Here is a 14,991-nt window from a genome sequence, read left to right as displayed (position 1 = left end):
ATTTTTCTAATAAGAAAAAGGTCAGGTATATCATGCAAAGTTTTGAAACAGAAATAGAAAATCCAATAGTACAAAAGGATATCATTGAATTAGCTAATAAAATTGAGCTATTTAACAATGGTAAAATTGATGAAGAGAAATTTAGAAGTCTTCGTTTGGCACGTGGCGTTTATGGTCAACGTCAAGAAGGTGTTCAAATGATTCGTATCAAGATTCCTTACGGGAAAATGAAAAGTAATCAATTACGCAGAATCGCTGATGTTTCAGATGAATATTCTCGTGGTCGTTTACACATTACAACCCGTCAAGATATCCAAATTCACTATGTAGATTTACAAAGAACACCAGAGCTTTGGGCAGAACTTGAAAAAGATGATGTTACGGTACGTGAGGCCTGCGGAAACGTTGTGAGAAACGTAACGGCTTCGGAAACGGCAGGTATTGATGTTGATGAGCTTTTCGATGTTTCGCCTTATGCCGATGCAATTTTTAAATTCTTTTTACGTAACCCAATTTGTCAAGAAATGGGACGTAAATTTAAAGTATCTTTCTCAAATACTGATGAAGATACCGGATTATCGTACTTACATGATATTGGTTTTATTGCGAAAGTAGAAAATGGTGTTCGTGGCTTTAAAGTTATGGTCGCTGGTGGATTGGGTTCACAGCCCCGTCATGCAGAAGAACTTTATAGTTTTTTACCATCAGATAAAATTATTCCAGTAATGGAAGGTGTTTTAAGAGTTTTCGATCGTTACGGTGAACGTAAAAGTAGAGCTAAAGCACGTATGAAATTCTTGCTAAAAGATATAGGTTTAGATGCTTTTAAAGCTTTAATTGCTGAAGAACAAGAAGCAATTGAATTTAAAAGTGTTGTTATTAATGCAGATGATTACAAAGAAGCTATACCTGTAGAAATAGAAGATATTCCTTTAGCTGAAATTAAAGATCAACAAACATTTGAAACTTGGAAATCGACTAACTTAATTCCACAAAAACAAGAAGGTTTTGTTGCGATTGGCGTTAAAGTATTATTAGGTGATTTCTATACAGATAAAGCAAGATTATTAGCCGATTTAGTTGATAAATACGGAGCTGGAGAAGTTCGTTTAACATTACGTCAAAATATTGTAATTCCGTTTGTAAAACGTGAATTAGTACCATTTTTCTATACGGAATTAGAAAAATTAGGCTTTGTAGAAGCTGGGTATAATAAAGCCGTAGATATTACAGCTTGTCCAGGAACAGATACTTGTAACTTAGGTATAGCAAGTAGTACTGGTATTTCAGTAGAATTAGAACGTTTAATTAAAGCTGAATATCCACAATATTTAAAAAATCAAGATCTAGTTATTAAAATTAGTGGTTGTATGAATGCTTGTGGACAACACAATATGGCAAATATTGGTTTTCAGGGTATGACTGTGAGAACACCAGATAAATTAGTAGCACCAGCATTACAAGTATTGTTAGGTGGAGGAAATTTAGGTAACGGAAATGCTCTTTTTGCTGATAAGGTAGTAAAAGTACCAAGTAAAAGAGGTCCTGAAGCTTTACGTAGAATTTTAAATGATTTTGAAGCAAATGCAGAAGGAAAGTCTTTTGTAGATTATTATAAAGTAACTGGAGAACGTTATTTTTACGACTTACTAAACGATTTGCAAGACGTTACTAATTTAACTCAAGAAGATTTTATCGATTGGGGTGAAGAAGAAAAATACGTAAAAGAAATAGGTATTGGTGAATGTGCAGGTGTCGTTATTGATTTAATTGCTACATTGTTCTTTGAAAGTGAAGAGAAAATTGGAAATGCTAAAACGTCTTTTGAAGATGGGGTATATTCAAGTGCTATTTATTATGCTTATACATCTCTAGTTAATTCCGCAAAAGCGTTATTATTAGCAGAGAATAAAAAGACGAATACACACGCCGGAATTATTTCTCAGTTTGATGAAGTTTTTGTTGAAAGCGGAAAAATTGAATTAGGTACTTCATTTTCAGAATTGATATACCAAATTAATAAAAACGCACCAACTAAAGATTTTGCTGTAAACTATATTGATAGCGCAAATAAATTTTTAGCAGCTGTAAGAGCGTTTAGAACAGCCGAACAAGAGGCGTAATTTAAAATTACAAATGAGTTTAAAAACCCCGATGTTAACCATAGTAGGTGCAGGACCAGGAGATGAAGATTTAATTACGCTTAAAGCAATTAAAGCGATAGAATCTGCAGATGTGGTGCTTTATGATGCGCTTATTAATGAGATTTTACTTAAATATGCATCCGAAAATGCGGAGCTTATTTTTGTAGGTAAACGCAAGGGGTGCTACGCTTTTCAACAAGAACAAATTAATGAACTTATAGTTTCTAAAGCTAAAGAAAAAGGACATGTAGTACGTTTAAAAGGAGGTGATCCTTTTATTTTTGGACGTGGTGCAGAAGAGATTGATTACGTTAGAGAATTTGGCGTAGAAACATTTGTAGTACCTGGTATTTCATCTTCTATGGCGGTGCCAGCGTATCAAGGTATTCCTGTTACAAAAAGAGGTGCTGCCGAAAGTTTTTGGGTAATTACTGGTACAACAAAAAAGCATCAATTATCTAGTGATGTTGCTTTAGCGGCAAAATCATCAGCAACGGTTGTTATTTTAATGGGTATGGGGAAGCTTGGAGAAATCGTTAAGGTTTTTTCAGAAGAAAATAAGCAAGATATGTCTGTTGCCATTATTCAAAACGGAACAAGAGATAACGAAAATGTTGGTATAGGAACCATAGGGACTATAGAACAAATTGTTGCAGAAAAACAACTTGCTAACCCAGCCATTATTGTTATTGGCGATGTGGTTAAAGAACGAGCTGTTTTAAGTACTGTTTTTAAAGAGGTCAATAAGAAATAAATTATGGAAAGAAATAATTTATATCCTATTTTTTTGAAAGCAAAAAGCTTGAATGTCCTTATTGTTGGTGGAGGAAATGTCGCTGAAGAAAAATTAACGTTCTTATTAAAATCGAGTCCAGATGCGCATGTAACTATGGTGTCGCCAATGTTTCGAGAAGGAACTAAGATACTTGCAAAAACAGGTTGTGTAACATTAGTTGAAGACGTTTACAAAAAAAAATATATTATTGGCAAGCATATGGTTGTTGCTACGACAGATATACCAGAAGTAAATGTGCAAGTTTGGAAAGATTGTAGAGCAGAAGCTAAATTAGTTAACGTTGCCGATAATCCGCCATATTGCGATTTTTATATGGGTGGTATTGTAACGAAAGGAAACGTGAAGGTTGCAATTTCTACTAACGGAAAATCTCCAACTACAGCAAAACGTTTGCGTCAATTTTTTGAGGATGTTATTCCTGAAAATGTAGACGATTTAGTGAAAAATTTAAACGAGTTTAGAAAAACTATTAAAGGTGATTTTGAACAAAAAGTGGAAACGTTAAACGAATTCACAAAAGGACTAATAGAAAAAAAAGAGTAATTATATATAAAGCATAGTAAAATGATTAAAACAGATATACTAATAATTGGCGCGGGGCCAACAGGTTTATTTACAGTATTCGAAGCTGGATTATTAAAATTGAAATGTCATTTAATTGACGCGTTGCCACAGCCTGGTGGGCAGTGTTCAGAATTGTATCCTAAAAAACCAATTTATGATATTCCGGGATTTCCTGAGATTTTAGCAGGAGATTTAACAAAAAACTTATTAGAACAAGCAAAACAATTTGAACCTGGTTTTACTTTAGGTGAACGTGCAGATACTGTTGAAAAGCAGGAAGATGGTACATTTATAGTGACAACAAATAAGGGGACAAAGCATCAAGCACCAGTTGTAGCTATAGCTAGTGGTTTAGGTAGTTTTGAGCCTAGAAAACCGCAACTTGAAAATCTTTCTAAATATGAGGATAAAGGTGTTGAGTATATGATAAAAGAACCAGAAGTGTATCGCGATAAAAACGTTATCATTGCTGGTGGTGGAGATTCTGCTTTAGATTGGTCTATCTTTTTAGCCGATATAGCAAAAAGCGTAACATTAATACATAGACGTAATGAATTTAGAGGACATTTAGATTCAGTTGAAAAAGTTCAAGAATTAAAAGATGCTGGTAAAATAAACCTTGTAACGCCTGCAGAAGTCACTAATATTTTAGGAGACGGTAAGGTTGAAGCTATAGAAATAACAAGAAAGGACGAAGAACCTTTTAATTTAGAAACCGATCATTTTATACCTTTATTTGGGCTTTCACCTAAACTAGGACCTATAGCTAATTGGGGATTAGAAATTGAAAAAAATGCAGTAAAGGTTAATAATGCATTAGATTATCAAACTAATATCCCAGGTATTTTTGCTATTGGTGATGGTAATTTCTATCCAGGTAAATTAAAATTAATTCTTTGTGGTTTTCATGAAGCGACTATAATGTGCCAAGCGGCATATAAAATTATACATCCAGGAAAGAAAAATGTTTTAAAATATACTACAGTTTCTGGTGTAGATGGTTTTGATGGTACTCGTAAAGAAGCTCCTAAAGCCGTAGTTCAAGCTATTACTTAGTAAACGATAAATCTTTTTAGTATTTTACTAAAAGGGTCTAAACTAAACACAAGGCATGACTATCCTGCAAGGTTTCCAAAATCTTGCAGGATTTAATGTTTCAAAAAGGAAGCTTTTTAAAAGGATTAGTTTTATTTTTATAAACTTTAATATAGAATAAATCAATTACAGATATAGCCAATGAAAAGTTATAATGTTTGTTTAAAAGATACCGTTAAAACATTTACGAAAAAACTGTTTTACTCGCTGTTTGATTGCGATCACGAAACAATACACGCTAAACATTTAGAAGAAACATTCTTAAAAATATTAACGACATTAGAGATTGAGAATGGTTCTAGTCTTTGGGAGACTTTTAAATCTGAACTTCCCACAATTAGAAGAAAACTCGATTTAGATGCAATTGCTTTTGAGAGTAATGATCCTGCATCCCATTGTTTGGCCGAAATTTATATGGCATATCCTGGCTTTCACGCTATTTCAATATATAGATTAAGTCATGAGTTGTATAAATTAGGAGTTTATATTTTACCAAGAATGATGAGTGAATATATTCACGGTATTACAGGTATAGATATTCATCCAGGTGCTACTATTGGCGAATCGTTTTATATCGATCATGGTACAGGAATTGTAATTGGCGAAAGTTCAATAATTGGTGAGCAAGTAAAAATATATCAAGGCGTAACTTTAGGAGGTATACAAGTATCGAAAGATTTAGCATCGACTAAAAGGCACCCAACCATAGACGATAATGTTACCATTTATGCCAACGCAACCATTTTAGGAGGCGATATTGTAATTGGTAAAAACAGCATTATTGGAGCTAATGTTTGGATTACTCAATCGGTACCCGAAGATTCATTGGTAACCTATCAAACAGAAATTAAAATTAGACCGAAGAAAAATGGCATACGGTAAAACAATATTAGACGAAATAGGAAATACACCTTTAGTCGAAGCAACGCACTTAATTAATAAAAAAGGAGTGCGCTTATTTTTAAAGTTAGAAGGAAATAATCCTGGCGGAAGCGTAAAAGATCGAGCGGCTTTCAATATGATTTCTGAAGCTTTAAAACGAGGTGATATTGAAAAAGGAGGTACTTTAGTTGAAGCTACCAGTGGAAATACAGGAATAGCTCTAGCATTTATTGCTCAACTTTTAGGATTAAATATGGTGCTTATTATGCCTGAGAACTCAACTATAGAACGTGTTAAAAGTATGCGTGCTTATGGAGCTGAGGTTATTTTAACACCAGCCGATGTTGGTATAGAGGGTTCAAGAGATATAGCTTTCAAACTGCGAGATGAAAAAGGGTATACTGTTTTAAATCAGTTTGAAAATGATGATAATTGGAAAGCACATTATAAAACAACCGGTCCAGAAATTTGGAGAGATACTGAAGGCGAAATAACACATTTTGTTGCCACAATGGGGACTACGGGAACTATTATGGGAACGTCTACATTCCTTAAAGAAAAGAATCCAGAGATAACAATAGTTGGTGCGCAACCTGCTGATGGTGCAAGAATACCCGGGATTAGAAAATGGTCGCCAGAATATGTGCCTAAGTTTTTTGATCGCTCTAAAGTAGATGTTGTTATAGATGTAACGGAAGAAAATGCCAAAAATATAACCCAACGCTTAGCAAAAGAAGAAGGTGTTTTTGCAGGTATGAGTAGTGGTGGTTCTGTTTTTTGTGCTTTGGAAATTGCCAAAACTATAGATAAAGGTGTTATTGTTGCAATTATTTGCGATCGTGGCGATCGTTATTTATCATCGACTTTGTTTGAGTAGAATTAATTATCTCTAGAAAAACGTATTAAGTTTTTAAAACCTGATAGGTATAAGTATAAGATTGTTTTTAATAAGACTACAATTTTCCCAATATAATAAGGATAACAAAAATATAGTTGTTATTTTTGCAAACGCATTTCCATAATTGGAAGCCGTTCATAAACGTATTAGTGTTATCAAGAAAGGCAGAGGGAATAGACCCGTTGAAACCTTGGCAACCCTTTGGGAATTCTGATGACTTTTCAGAATCTTAAAGAAGGTGCTAAATTCTACTTAATAGTTTTTAAAATTATTAGAAAGATAACGAAAAGTGTTTCAATTACTTTTCTTGATAAAGAATAAAATTATATAAAAATACAAAGTTTAAAACTTCGTGTTTCGTTAGATAATACCCCAATAAAAAGAGGTTCTAAAAACAACGAAAATGAAAATTTTGAACCAATCTGTAAAAAGAAATAAAAATGTCGAATATATATCAAGCATTAAAAGAACGCATTTTAGTTTTAGATGGAGCTATGGGAACCATGCTTCAAGCCTATAAATTTCAAGAAGAAGATTTTAGAGGAGAACGTTTTAAGGATTATCCAACCTCACTTCAAGGAAATAACGATTTATTGTCTTTAACACAGCCAGAGGCGATAAAAACAATTCACGGAAAGTATTTTGAAGCGGGAGCAGATATTGTAGAAACCAACACTTTCTCGGGAACTACTATTGCTATGGCAGATTACCAAATGGAAAATTTGGTATACGAACTAAACTACGAATCGGCTAAAATAGCCAAAGAAGTAGCAGATGCGTTTACGGCAAAAGAACCACACAAACCTCGTTTTGTAGCAGGATCAATAGGACCAACAAACCGAACAGCTAGTATGTCTCCCGATGTTAACGATCCAGGATACAGAGCTGTAACGTTCGATGAGTTACGTATTGCTTATAAACAACAAGTAGAAGCGTTAATAGATGGTGGCGTCGATTTACTATTGGTAGAAACGGTGTTTGATACTTTAAATGCTAAAGCAGCATTATTTGCTATTGAGGAAGTTAAAGACGAACGCAATATTGATATGCCTACCATGTTAAGCGGAACTATTACCGATGCTTCTGGTAGAACTTTATCTGGACAAACAGCCGAAGCTTTTTTAATTTCTGTATCTCATATTCCATTATTATCAGTTGGTTTTAATTGTGCTTTAGGAGCTAATTTATTGCAACCGCATTTAGAAGCTATTGCGTCTAAAACAGATTTTGCAGTATCAGCACATCCAAATGCAGGATTACCTAATGCTTTTGGTGAATATGATGAAAGCCCTGAGGAAATGGGAGAGCAGATAGAAGAATATTTAAAAAGAGATTTAATTAATATTATTGGCGGTTGTTGTGGTACAAGTCCAGAGCATATTAGTGTTATTGCAAAGATTGCGGCAAAATATAAACCAAGGCCTTTTGGTGAGTTGGTTTAATTAATATTGAATATGATTTTAGAAGTAGCCACATTGAATATTAAAAAAGGATTATCAAAAGACTTTGAAGATGCTTTTCAAATTGCTCAAAATATCATTTCATCAATGAAAGGTTACATATCGCACGATTTAAAAAAGTGTATTGAGCAAGAGGATAAGTATTTATTATTAGTGAACTGGGAAACGATTGAAGATCATGAAGTAGGATTTCGACAATCACAAAAATATCAGGAATGGAAAGTATTGTTGCATCATTTTTACGAACCTTTCCCAACAGTAGAACATTATAAGTAATGAAAATAAAACAAACTAAATACATGAAATTATCTGGTTTAGAACCTTTGGTTTTAAACGAAAACAGCAATTTTATAAATGTAGGAGAACGAACGAATGTTGCAGGGTCTAGAAAGTTTTTAAGACTTATTAAAGAAGAGAAATTTGATGAGGCTTTAGATATTGCACGTCATCAAGTAGATGGTGGTGCACAAATTATCGATATCAATTTTGATGATGGTTTAATTGATGGTAAAGAGTCTATGATACGGTTTTTAAACCTTATTGCTGCCGAACCAGATATTTGCCGTGTGCCCATTATGATAGATAGTTCTAAATGGGAAATTATCGATGCTGGTTTGCAAGTTGTTCAAGGTAAATGTGTCGTAAATTCTATTTCATTAAAAGAAGGTGAAGAAAACTTTATTTGGCAAGCTAAACAAATAAAACGTTACGGAGCAGCTGTAATTGTTATGGCTTTTGATGAAGATGGCCAAGCAGATACTTACGAGCGAAGAATAGAAATTGCCCAACGATCTTACGATGTTTTAGTTAATAAAGTAGGTTTTGCCTCGGAAGATATTATTTTCGATTTAAACATATTTCCTGTAGCAACAGGAATGGACGAACACCGAAGAAATGCTATAGATTTTATTGAAGCTACACGTTGGGTTCGCCAAAATCTAGAAAATGTAAGTGTTAGTGGAGGTGTAAGTAACGTATCGTTTTCATTCCGTGGGAATGATGGTGTTCGTGAAGCCATGCATTCTGTGTTTTTATATTATGCTATTCAGGCAGGAATGAATATGGGAATTGTAAACCCAGCATTATTGGAGGTTTACGATGATATTCCAAAAGACTTACTGGAGCATGTAGAAGATGTTATTTTAGATAGAAGAGAAGATGCTACAGAGCGTTTATTAGATTTTGCCGAAACGGTAAAAGGTTCTAAAGTTGAAAAAGGATTAGATTTATCGTGGCGTGAAAACCCATTACAAGATAGAATAACACACGCTTTAGTAAAAGGGATTGATGCTTTTATTATTGAAGATGTAGAGCAAGCCAGACAGGAAGCCGATAAACCTATTGAAGTTATTGAAGGAAATTTAATGGCTGGTATGAATGTGGTTGGTGATTTATTTGGTGCAGGAAAAATGTTTTTACCGCAAGTGGTGAAATCTGCTCGAGTAATGAAAAAAGCCGTAGGTTATTTAAATCCATTTATAGAAGAAGAAAAAGGAGATAAGCAAGAACCTGTTGGTAAAATTTTAATGGCCACCGTAAAAGGTGATGTACATGATATTGGTAAAAATATTGTGAGTGTCGTTTTAGCTTGTAACAATTATGAAATTGTAGATTTAGGTGTTATGGTGGCGCCAGAAAAAATTATAGAGATGGCAATAAGCGAACGTGTTGATGCTATTGGTCTATCTGGATTAATTACACCTTCGCTTGATGAAATGGTGTATTTAGCAAAAGAAATGCAACGTCAAAATTTTGAGGTGCCTTTACTTATAGGAGGAGCAACCACATCAAAAGCACATACGGCTGTAAAAATTGATACGCAATACAAAAATGCGGTGGTGCATGTAAATGATGCGTCAAGAGCGGTAACGGTTGTTGGTGATTTGCTGAATAAGAAAACATCGCATGAGTATGTAGCCAAGATGAAAGCTGATTATGATGAATTTCGAACCAAGTTTTTAAAACGCGGTAAAGAGAAATCTTATATTTCTATAGAAGAAGCTCGAAAACGAAAATATAAAATTGATTGGAATACTTCGGAAATTGTAAAACCTAAAGAATTAGGTGTTCAGATTTTGAAGATTTTAAGTTTAAAGGAACTAGAACCTTTTATAGATTGGAGTCCGTTTTTTAGAAGTTGGGATTTACATGGTAAATTTCCAGATATTTTAACCGATGAGGTTGTTGGAGAGCAAGCAACAATTATGTATGCTGAAGCTCAGGAAATGATTAAAGAAATTATTGCCAAGCAACTTTTAAAGCCTAAAGCTGTTTTTGGTTTATTTGAAGCAAATTCGATTAATGACGACGATATTTCTATTCAGAAAAGTGGAAAGGAAATAGCTGTTTTCAGGACTTTGCGACAACAACTTAAAAAGAGAGAAGGTATTCCTAATCATGCATTATCGGATTTTATCGCGCCAAAAGATAGTGGTAAATCGGATTATATGGGAGCTTTTTGCGTTGGTATTTTTGGAGCACAAGAATTGGCCGATAGTTATAGAGCTAAAGACGATGATTATAACGGTATTATGGCACAGGCTATTGCCGATAGGTTTGCTGAGGCTTTCGCCGAATATTTACACAAACAGATTAGAACAAAACATTGGGGTTACGCTGCCGATGAAGATTTAACAACTCTTGATTTAATTAAAGAAACTTACAAAGGGATTCGTCCAGCGCCAGGTTATCCGGCATGCCCAGATCACTTAGAAAAAGAAACGATTTGGGATTTGTTAGAGGTTGAAAAACTTATAGGAGTAACACTTACCGAGAGTTTAGCAATGTGGCCAGCGGCTGCAGTTTCTGGATATTATTTTGGAAATCCAGAGGCTAAATATTTTGGATTAGGTAAAATTACCGACGATCAGGTTACAGACTATTCTGAAAGAAAAGGCATTACAAAAGCGAAAGCAAGAAAGTGGTTGCACGCTAACATTGCAGATTAGACCGCGTTAGCGATTGATGCGGCATCCTTTTTTTGTTGCCACCAATGGCAAAAAAAGATATAGCGGAAAGCGCGACCCTTGTGGTAACGCCCAAATAAAATTAAACTAAATAGATATTGAGTGTTGAAATAAATTCGGCATTAATAAATTGAGCAGATAATGAAAGTTACAGATCATATTAAAAACGCAAATGGTAAAACATTGTTTTCATTCGAGGTGATTCCACCAAAAAAGGGAACAAATATTCAGGATTTATACAATAATATTGACCCATTAATGGAGTTTAATCCGCCGTTTATTGATGTTACGACTTCGAGAGAGGAGTATGTGTATATTGATAAAGGTAATGGTTTGTTGGATAAGCGAATTACACGTATGCGCCCTGGAACGGTTGGAATTTGTGCTTCAATTATGCATAAATATCAGGTGGATGCCATTCCGCATTTATTGTGTGGTGGTTTTACTAAAGAGGAAACGGAATACGTTTTAGTAGATTGCCATTATTTAGGTTTGGATAATGTAATGGCTTTGCGTGGCGACTCGATGAAGGATGAACCGTATTTTAAACCTGTAAAGGGTGGAAATGCATTTGCTGCAGATTTGGTTAGTCAGATTACGAATTTAAATCGTGGACAATATTTGCATGATGATTTTGAGGTGGAACATAATTCTGATTTTTGTATTGGAGTAGCTGGTTACCCAGAGAAACACATGGAAGCACCTTCATTAATTACCGATTTACGTCGTCTAAAAGAAAAGGTAGATGCTGGTGCAGATTACGTGGTTACACAAATGTTTTTTGATAATAATAAGTATTTTGAATTTGTTGATAAAGCTAGAGCAGCTGGTATTAATGTGCCTATAATTCCGGGAATTAAACCGATTGCTGTAAAAAGACATTTACAGATTTTACCTCAGGTTTTTAAAATTGATTTACCTCAAGATTTAATTGAAACGGTTGAAGGCTGTAAAGACAATAAGGCAGTAAGACAGGCGGGAATTGAGTTTGCTATTCAACAATCTAAAGAGTTGAAAGCGGCCGGTGTTCCTGTATTACACTATTATTCTATGGGTAAAAGTGATAATGTTAAGGCGATTGCCGAGGCATTGTTTTAATATAAATATGGGCTGTGTACTTAAGTTTTGAAATTTAAGTACATTTGCCGCACATATCCCAATGATGAAATTATTTTATACCTGCATTTTTTGTATTGTTTTTTTTAGCGGTTTTTCGCAAGATAAAAAACATACCTCATACCTAGACTTAAACTATTTTAAGGGTAATATTGCGTTACATAATAACGATATTCTTCATTTAATTAAAGGGCATCCTGAAGGTTATATTTTAAGTTGGAATAAAAAAACTTATGGTTTTAACGATTGGGAACAACGTTTTAATTATCCCGATTATGGTGTAACTTATGCTTACCAAAACATGAAAAATGATGTTTTGGGAGATGTTACTTCGTTATATGCGCATTTTAATTTTTATTTTTTAAACCGGAATTTAATGTTTAGAATTGGGCAAGGTTTGGGATATACCGAAACCCCATATGATAAGGTTGATAACTATAGAAATATAGCGTACGGTAGTAAGTTGATGAGCAGTACTATGGTGATGTTAAACTACAAGAAGGAACGCATTTTTGATCGTTTTGGAGTGCAGGCTGGGTTTTCATTAATTCATTATTCTAATGCTAATGTTAAGGCTCCTAACGCAAGTACAAATACTGTGGCGTTAAATATAGGGGTAACTTATAATTTAGATCGTGAGGAATTAGAATATCAGCATACCTTAACGGATAATGATATGAAGTTTACCGAATCTGTAAAATATAATTTAGCCTTTAGATCGGGAATTAATGAGAGTGATATTGTAGGAAGTGGACAATTTCCATTTTATGTTTTTTCGGCCTATGCAGATAAACGAATCAATAGAAAAAGTGCTTTGCAATTTGGTGCCGATGTATTTTTTTCTAACTTTTTAAAAGAACTTATTTATTTTAGAAGTGTTTCTTTTCCTGAAGAAAATGTTTCGGGAGATGAAGATTATAAGCGCGTTGGTGTTTTTGTGGGTCACGAATTGTTTATTAATAGAACATCGTTAGTTACTCAGTTTGGGTATTATGTGTATTATCCATACGATTTTGAAGGCCAAACCTATTTAAGAATTGGTTTAAAAAGATATGTTGGTAAAAGTAGAAAGTGGTTTGGAACTATGACGTTAAAATCACATGGTGCAAAAGCAGAAGCTGTTGAATTTGGAATAGGTGTTCGATTATGAAAAAGTTAATTTATATACTAGTTTTAAGTCTGGTTTTTGCATGTGATAGCGAGAATACAGGCGATTGTTTTCAGAAAGCGGGAACTATTATTCAGCAGGAAGTTACTGTAGGTGCGTTTACTAAAATACTGGTTAACCGCGATGTAGAAGTTGTTATAAAGGATGGAGCTTCTCAACAAATAATTATTGAAACAGGTAAAAACTTGATGAATGATGTTGAGGCCGTAGTCACTGATGGGAGGTTAGTTTTAACCGATAACAATAGTTGTAACTATGTTCGTGATTATGGTGTTACTAAAGTGTATGTTACTTCGCCAAATATTACAGAAATAAGAAGTTCTACGCAATATGACGTAAGTTCTGATGGGGTTTTAACTTACCCAAATTTAACTGTTTTAGCAGAAGATTTTAATGAGCCCGATACTTTTACAAACGGTAATTTCAATTTGCAAATTGATAATGATTCTTTTAGTTTGGTTTTTAATAATCTTTCAAACTGTTTTATTTCTGGAAAAACAACAAATTTAAGTGTTGTTTTTTCGGCAGGAACATCTCGTTTTGAAGGAGGTGATTTAGTAGCTCAAAATATTAATATATGGAACCGTAGTTCTAATGATATGATTGTAAATCCGCAACTATCCCTTACGGGGAAAATTTCTGGTACTGGTGATGTTATTTCTGTTAATACACCACCAGTTATTGATGTTGAAGAGATTTATAAAGGTCGATTAATTTTCGAATAACTCAACAGATTGTTTCGCTATTTCTAATTCTTCGTTTGTTGGAATAATTAATATTTTAACGTTAGATTCATCGGTATGTACTGCTCTTAAATGACTAGCTCTCCCTTTGTTTTTATCGATATCCATTTCGATTCCTAAGAAATCTAAATCTTCGCATACCATTTTTCTAATAAGTTCGGAGTTTTCACCAATTCCTGCTGTAAATACAATGGCGTCTATTCCATTTAGTATAGCAGCATAACTACCAATATATTTTTTTATGCGGTAAGCATTCATTTGCAAAGCTAACAAACAATCTTTGTTTCCTTTAGCAGCTTCTGCTTCAATTTCTCTTAAATCGCTAAATCCTGTTAAGCCTAACATGCCACTTTTCTTTAATAAAAGTGTATTAATCTCATCTATTGTATAATCTAATTTATGAGCTAAATGAAAAATCACTGAAGGATCAATATCACCACTTCGTGTTCCCATAATTAAACCACCTAAAGGCGTTAATCCCATAGAATGATCTACACTTTTTCCATCTTTTACCGCTGTAATACTGCAACCATTTCCTAAGTGAATTGAAATAATTTTTGATTCTTTTTCACCTAAATAATCGATGGCTTGTTCTGAAACGTATTTATGACTTGTACCGTGAAAACCATATAACCTTATTCTATGTTCGGTTAAAAGTTCGTTTGGTATGGCGTATCTATAAGCGTGTTCCGGAATAGATTGGTGGAATGCTGTATCGAAAACGGCAACTTGTTTAGCGGAGGGGAAAATAGCTTCGGCAACCTCAATACCTTCATAATTTGCAGGATTATGTAAAGGTGCTAAGCTAAAAAGGTCTTTTATGCTTTCTTTTGCTAATTGTGTAATTTCTGTTGTTTTTTTAAATCGAGAACCACCTTGTACTACACGATGGCCAACAATATCAATATCTTCCGCAGATTTTATAATACCAGTTTCACTATCTAAAAGTTGATGTGCTAGCAATTCTAAACCTTGTTTATGGCTGTAAATAGCAGTAATGTGTTCTATGGTATCTTTTTCAGTTTTGTAAATAAATTTTGCGTCATCCATTCCAATACGTTCAATAAGGCCAGAGCACAAAATAGTTTCTGCTGGCATTGAGAATAATTGAAATTTTAAAGATGAACTTCCTGAGTTTAAAACGAGTACTTGCATATTT

General features: G+C 34.0%; 13 protein-coding genes and 1 riboswitch. Of the genes, 12 read left to right on the top strand and 1 reads right to left on the bottom strand.

Going from position 1 to position 14,991, the window contains the following annotated elements; translation table 11 throughout:
- Positions 1 to 32 precede the first annotated feature (32 nt).
- The 12 genes from GQR97_RS00940 to GQR97_RS00885 all read left to right on the top strand — a co-directional run bounded on the left by GQR97_RS00940 (position 33) and on the right by GQR97_RS00885 (position 13,814).
- Entirely contained in the window at positions 33 to 2,123 is a 2,091-nt protein-coding gene (locus GQR97_RS00940) for a HEPN domain-containing protein (protein ID WP_158844173.1), read from the top strand.
- A 13-nt stretch (positions 2,124 to 2,136) separates the two neighbouring features.
- The gene (gene cobA / locus GQR97_RS00935) at positions 2,137 to 2,898 is read left to right on the top strand and encodes a uroporphyrinogen-III C-methyltransferase (protein ID WP_158844171.1); all 762 of its coding nucleotides are present in this window, start codon (positions 2,137 to 2,139) and stop codon (positions 2,896 to 2,898) included.
- A 3-nt stretch (positions 2,899 to 2,901) separates the two neighbouring features.
- On the top strand, positions 2,902 to 3,483 hold the full coding sequence (locus GQR97_RS00930) for a bifunctional precorrin-2 dehydrogenase/sirohydrochlorin ferrochelatase (RefSeq protein ID WP_158844169.1): 582 nt from the start codon (positions 2,902 to 2,904) through the stop codon (positions 3,481 to 3,483).
- Between the two features lie 21 nt (positions 3,484 to 3,504).
- Complete coding sequence (locus tag GQR97_RS00925; RefSeq protein ID WP_158844167.1) at positions 3,505 to 4,560, top strand: NAD(P)/FAD-dependent oxidoreductase; 1,056 nt, start codon at positions 3,505 to 3,507, stop codon at positions 4,558 to 4,560.
- A gap of 180 nt (positions 4,561 to 4,740) precedes the next feature.
- Positions 4,741 to 5,481: a serine O-acetyltransferase EpsC gene (gene epsC, locus GQR97_RS00920; protein ID WP_158844165.1), complete on the top strand. Its 741-nt coding sequence runs from the start codon at positions 4,741 to 4,743 to the stop codon at positions 5,479 to 5,481.
- Complete coding sequence (gene cysM, locus GQR97_RS00915) at positions 5,468 to 6,358, top strand: cysteine synthase CysM (RefSeq protein WP_158844163.1); 891 nt, start codon at positions 5,468 to 5,470, stop codon at positions 6,356 to 6,358. The genes epsC and cysM overlap by 14 nt, the downstream gene beginning before the upstream one ends.
- A 170-nt stretch (positions 6,359 to 6,528) precedes the next feature.
- Positions 6,529 to 6,665, top strand: a riboswitch (SAM riboswitch).
- Between the two features lie 154 nt (positions 6,666 to 6,819).
- Complete coding sequence (locus GQR97_RS00910; protein WP_158844162.1) at positions 6,820 to 7,821, top strand: homocysteine S-methyltransferase family protein; 1,002 nt, start codon at positions 6,820 to 6,822, stop codon at positions 7,819 to 7,821.
- A 12-nt stretch (positions 7,822 to 7,833) separates the two neighbouring features.
- Positions 7,834 to 8,115 carry an antibiotic biosynthesis monooxygenase family protein gene (locus GQR97_RS00905; RefSeq protein WP_158851539.1) on the top strand — a complete coding sequence of 94 codons (282 nt, stop codon included), beginning with the start codon at positions 7,834 to 7,836 and terminating at the stop codon, positions 8,113 to 8,115.
- Positions 8,115 to 10,787 (top strand): methionine synthase, encoded by a 2,673-nt coding sequence (gene metH, locus GQR97_RS00900; RefSeq protein ID WP_158844160.1) that lies wholly within the window; start codon positions 8,115 to 8,117, stop codon positions 10,785 to 10,787. The genes GQR97_RS00905 and metH overlap by 1 nt, the downstream gene beginning before the upstream one ends.
- A 159-nt stretch (positions 10,788 to 10,946) precedes the next feature.
- The gene (metF, locus tag GQR97_RS00895; protein WP_158844158.1) at positions 10,947 to 11,903 is read left to right on the top strand and encodes a methylenetetrahydrofolate reductase [NAD(P)H]; all 957 of its coding nucleotides are present in this window, start codon (positions 10,947 to 10,949) and stop codon (positions 11,901 to 11,903) included.
- 64 nt (positions 11,904 to 11,967) lie between these two features.
- Positions 11,968 to 13,071 carry an acyloxyacyl hydrolase gene (locus GQR97_RS00890; protein ID WP_158851537.1) on the top strand — a complete coding sequence of 368 codons (1,104 nt, stop codon included), beginning with the start codon at positions 11,968 to 11,970 and terminating at the stop codon, positions 13,069 to 13,071.
- Positions 13,068 to 13,814, top strand: a complete 747-nt coding sequence (locus tag GQR97_RS00885; protein ID WP_158844156.1) for a head GIN domain-containing protein — start codon at positions 13,068 to 13,070, stop codon at positions 13,812 to 13,814. The genes GQR97_RS00890 and GQR97_RS00885 overlap by 4 nt, the downstream gene beginning before the upstream one ends.
- Here GQR97_RS00885 and GQR97_RS00880 read toward each other — a convergent pair.
- On the bottom strand, positions 13,800 to 14,987 hold the full coding sequence (locus GQR97_RS00880; protein ID WP_158844154.1) for an acetate/propionate family kinase: 1,188 nt from the start codon (positions 14,985 to 14,987) through the stop codon (positions 13,800 to 13,802). The two genes, GQR97_RS00885 and GQR97_RS00880, sit on opposite strands and share 15 nt — an antisense overlap.
- Positions 14,988 to 14,991 lie beyond the last annotated feature (4 nt).

This window comes from Algibacter sp. L1A34, assembly GCF_009796805.1.
GTDB lineage: Bacteria > Bacteroidota > Bacteroidia > Flavobacteriales > Flavobacteriaceae > Algibacter.
The sequence above is the reverse complement of the archived record's forward strand: the minus strand, read 5'-3'. Positions and strand labels throughout refer to the sequence as shown.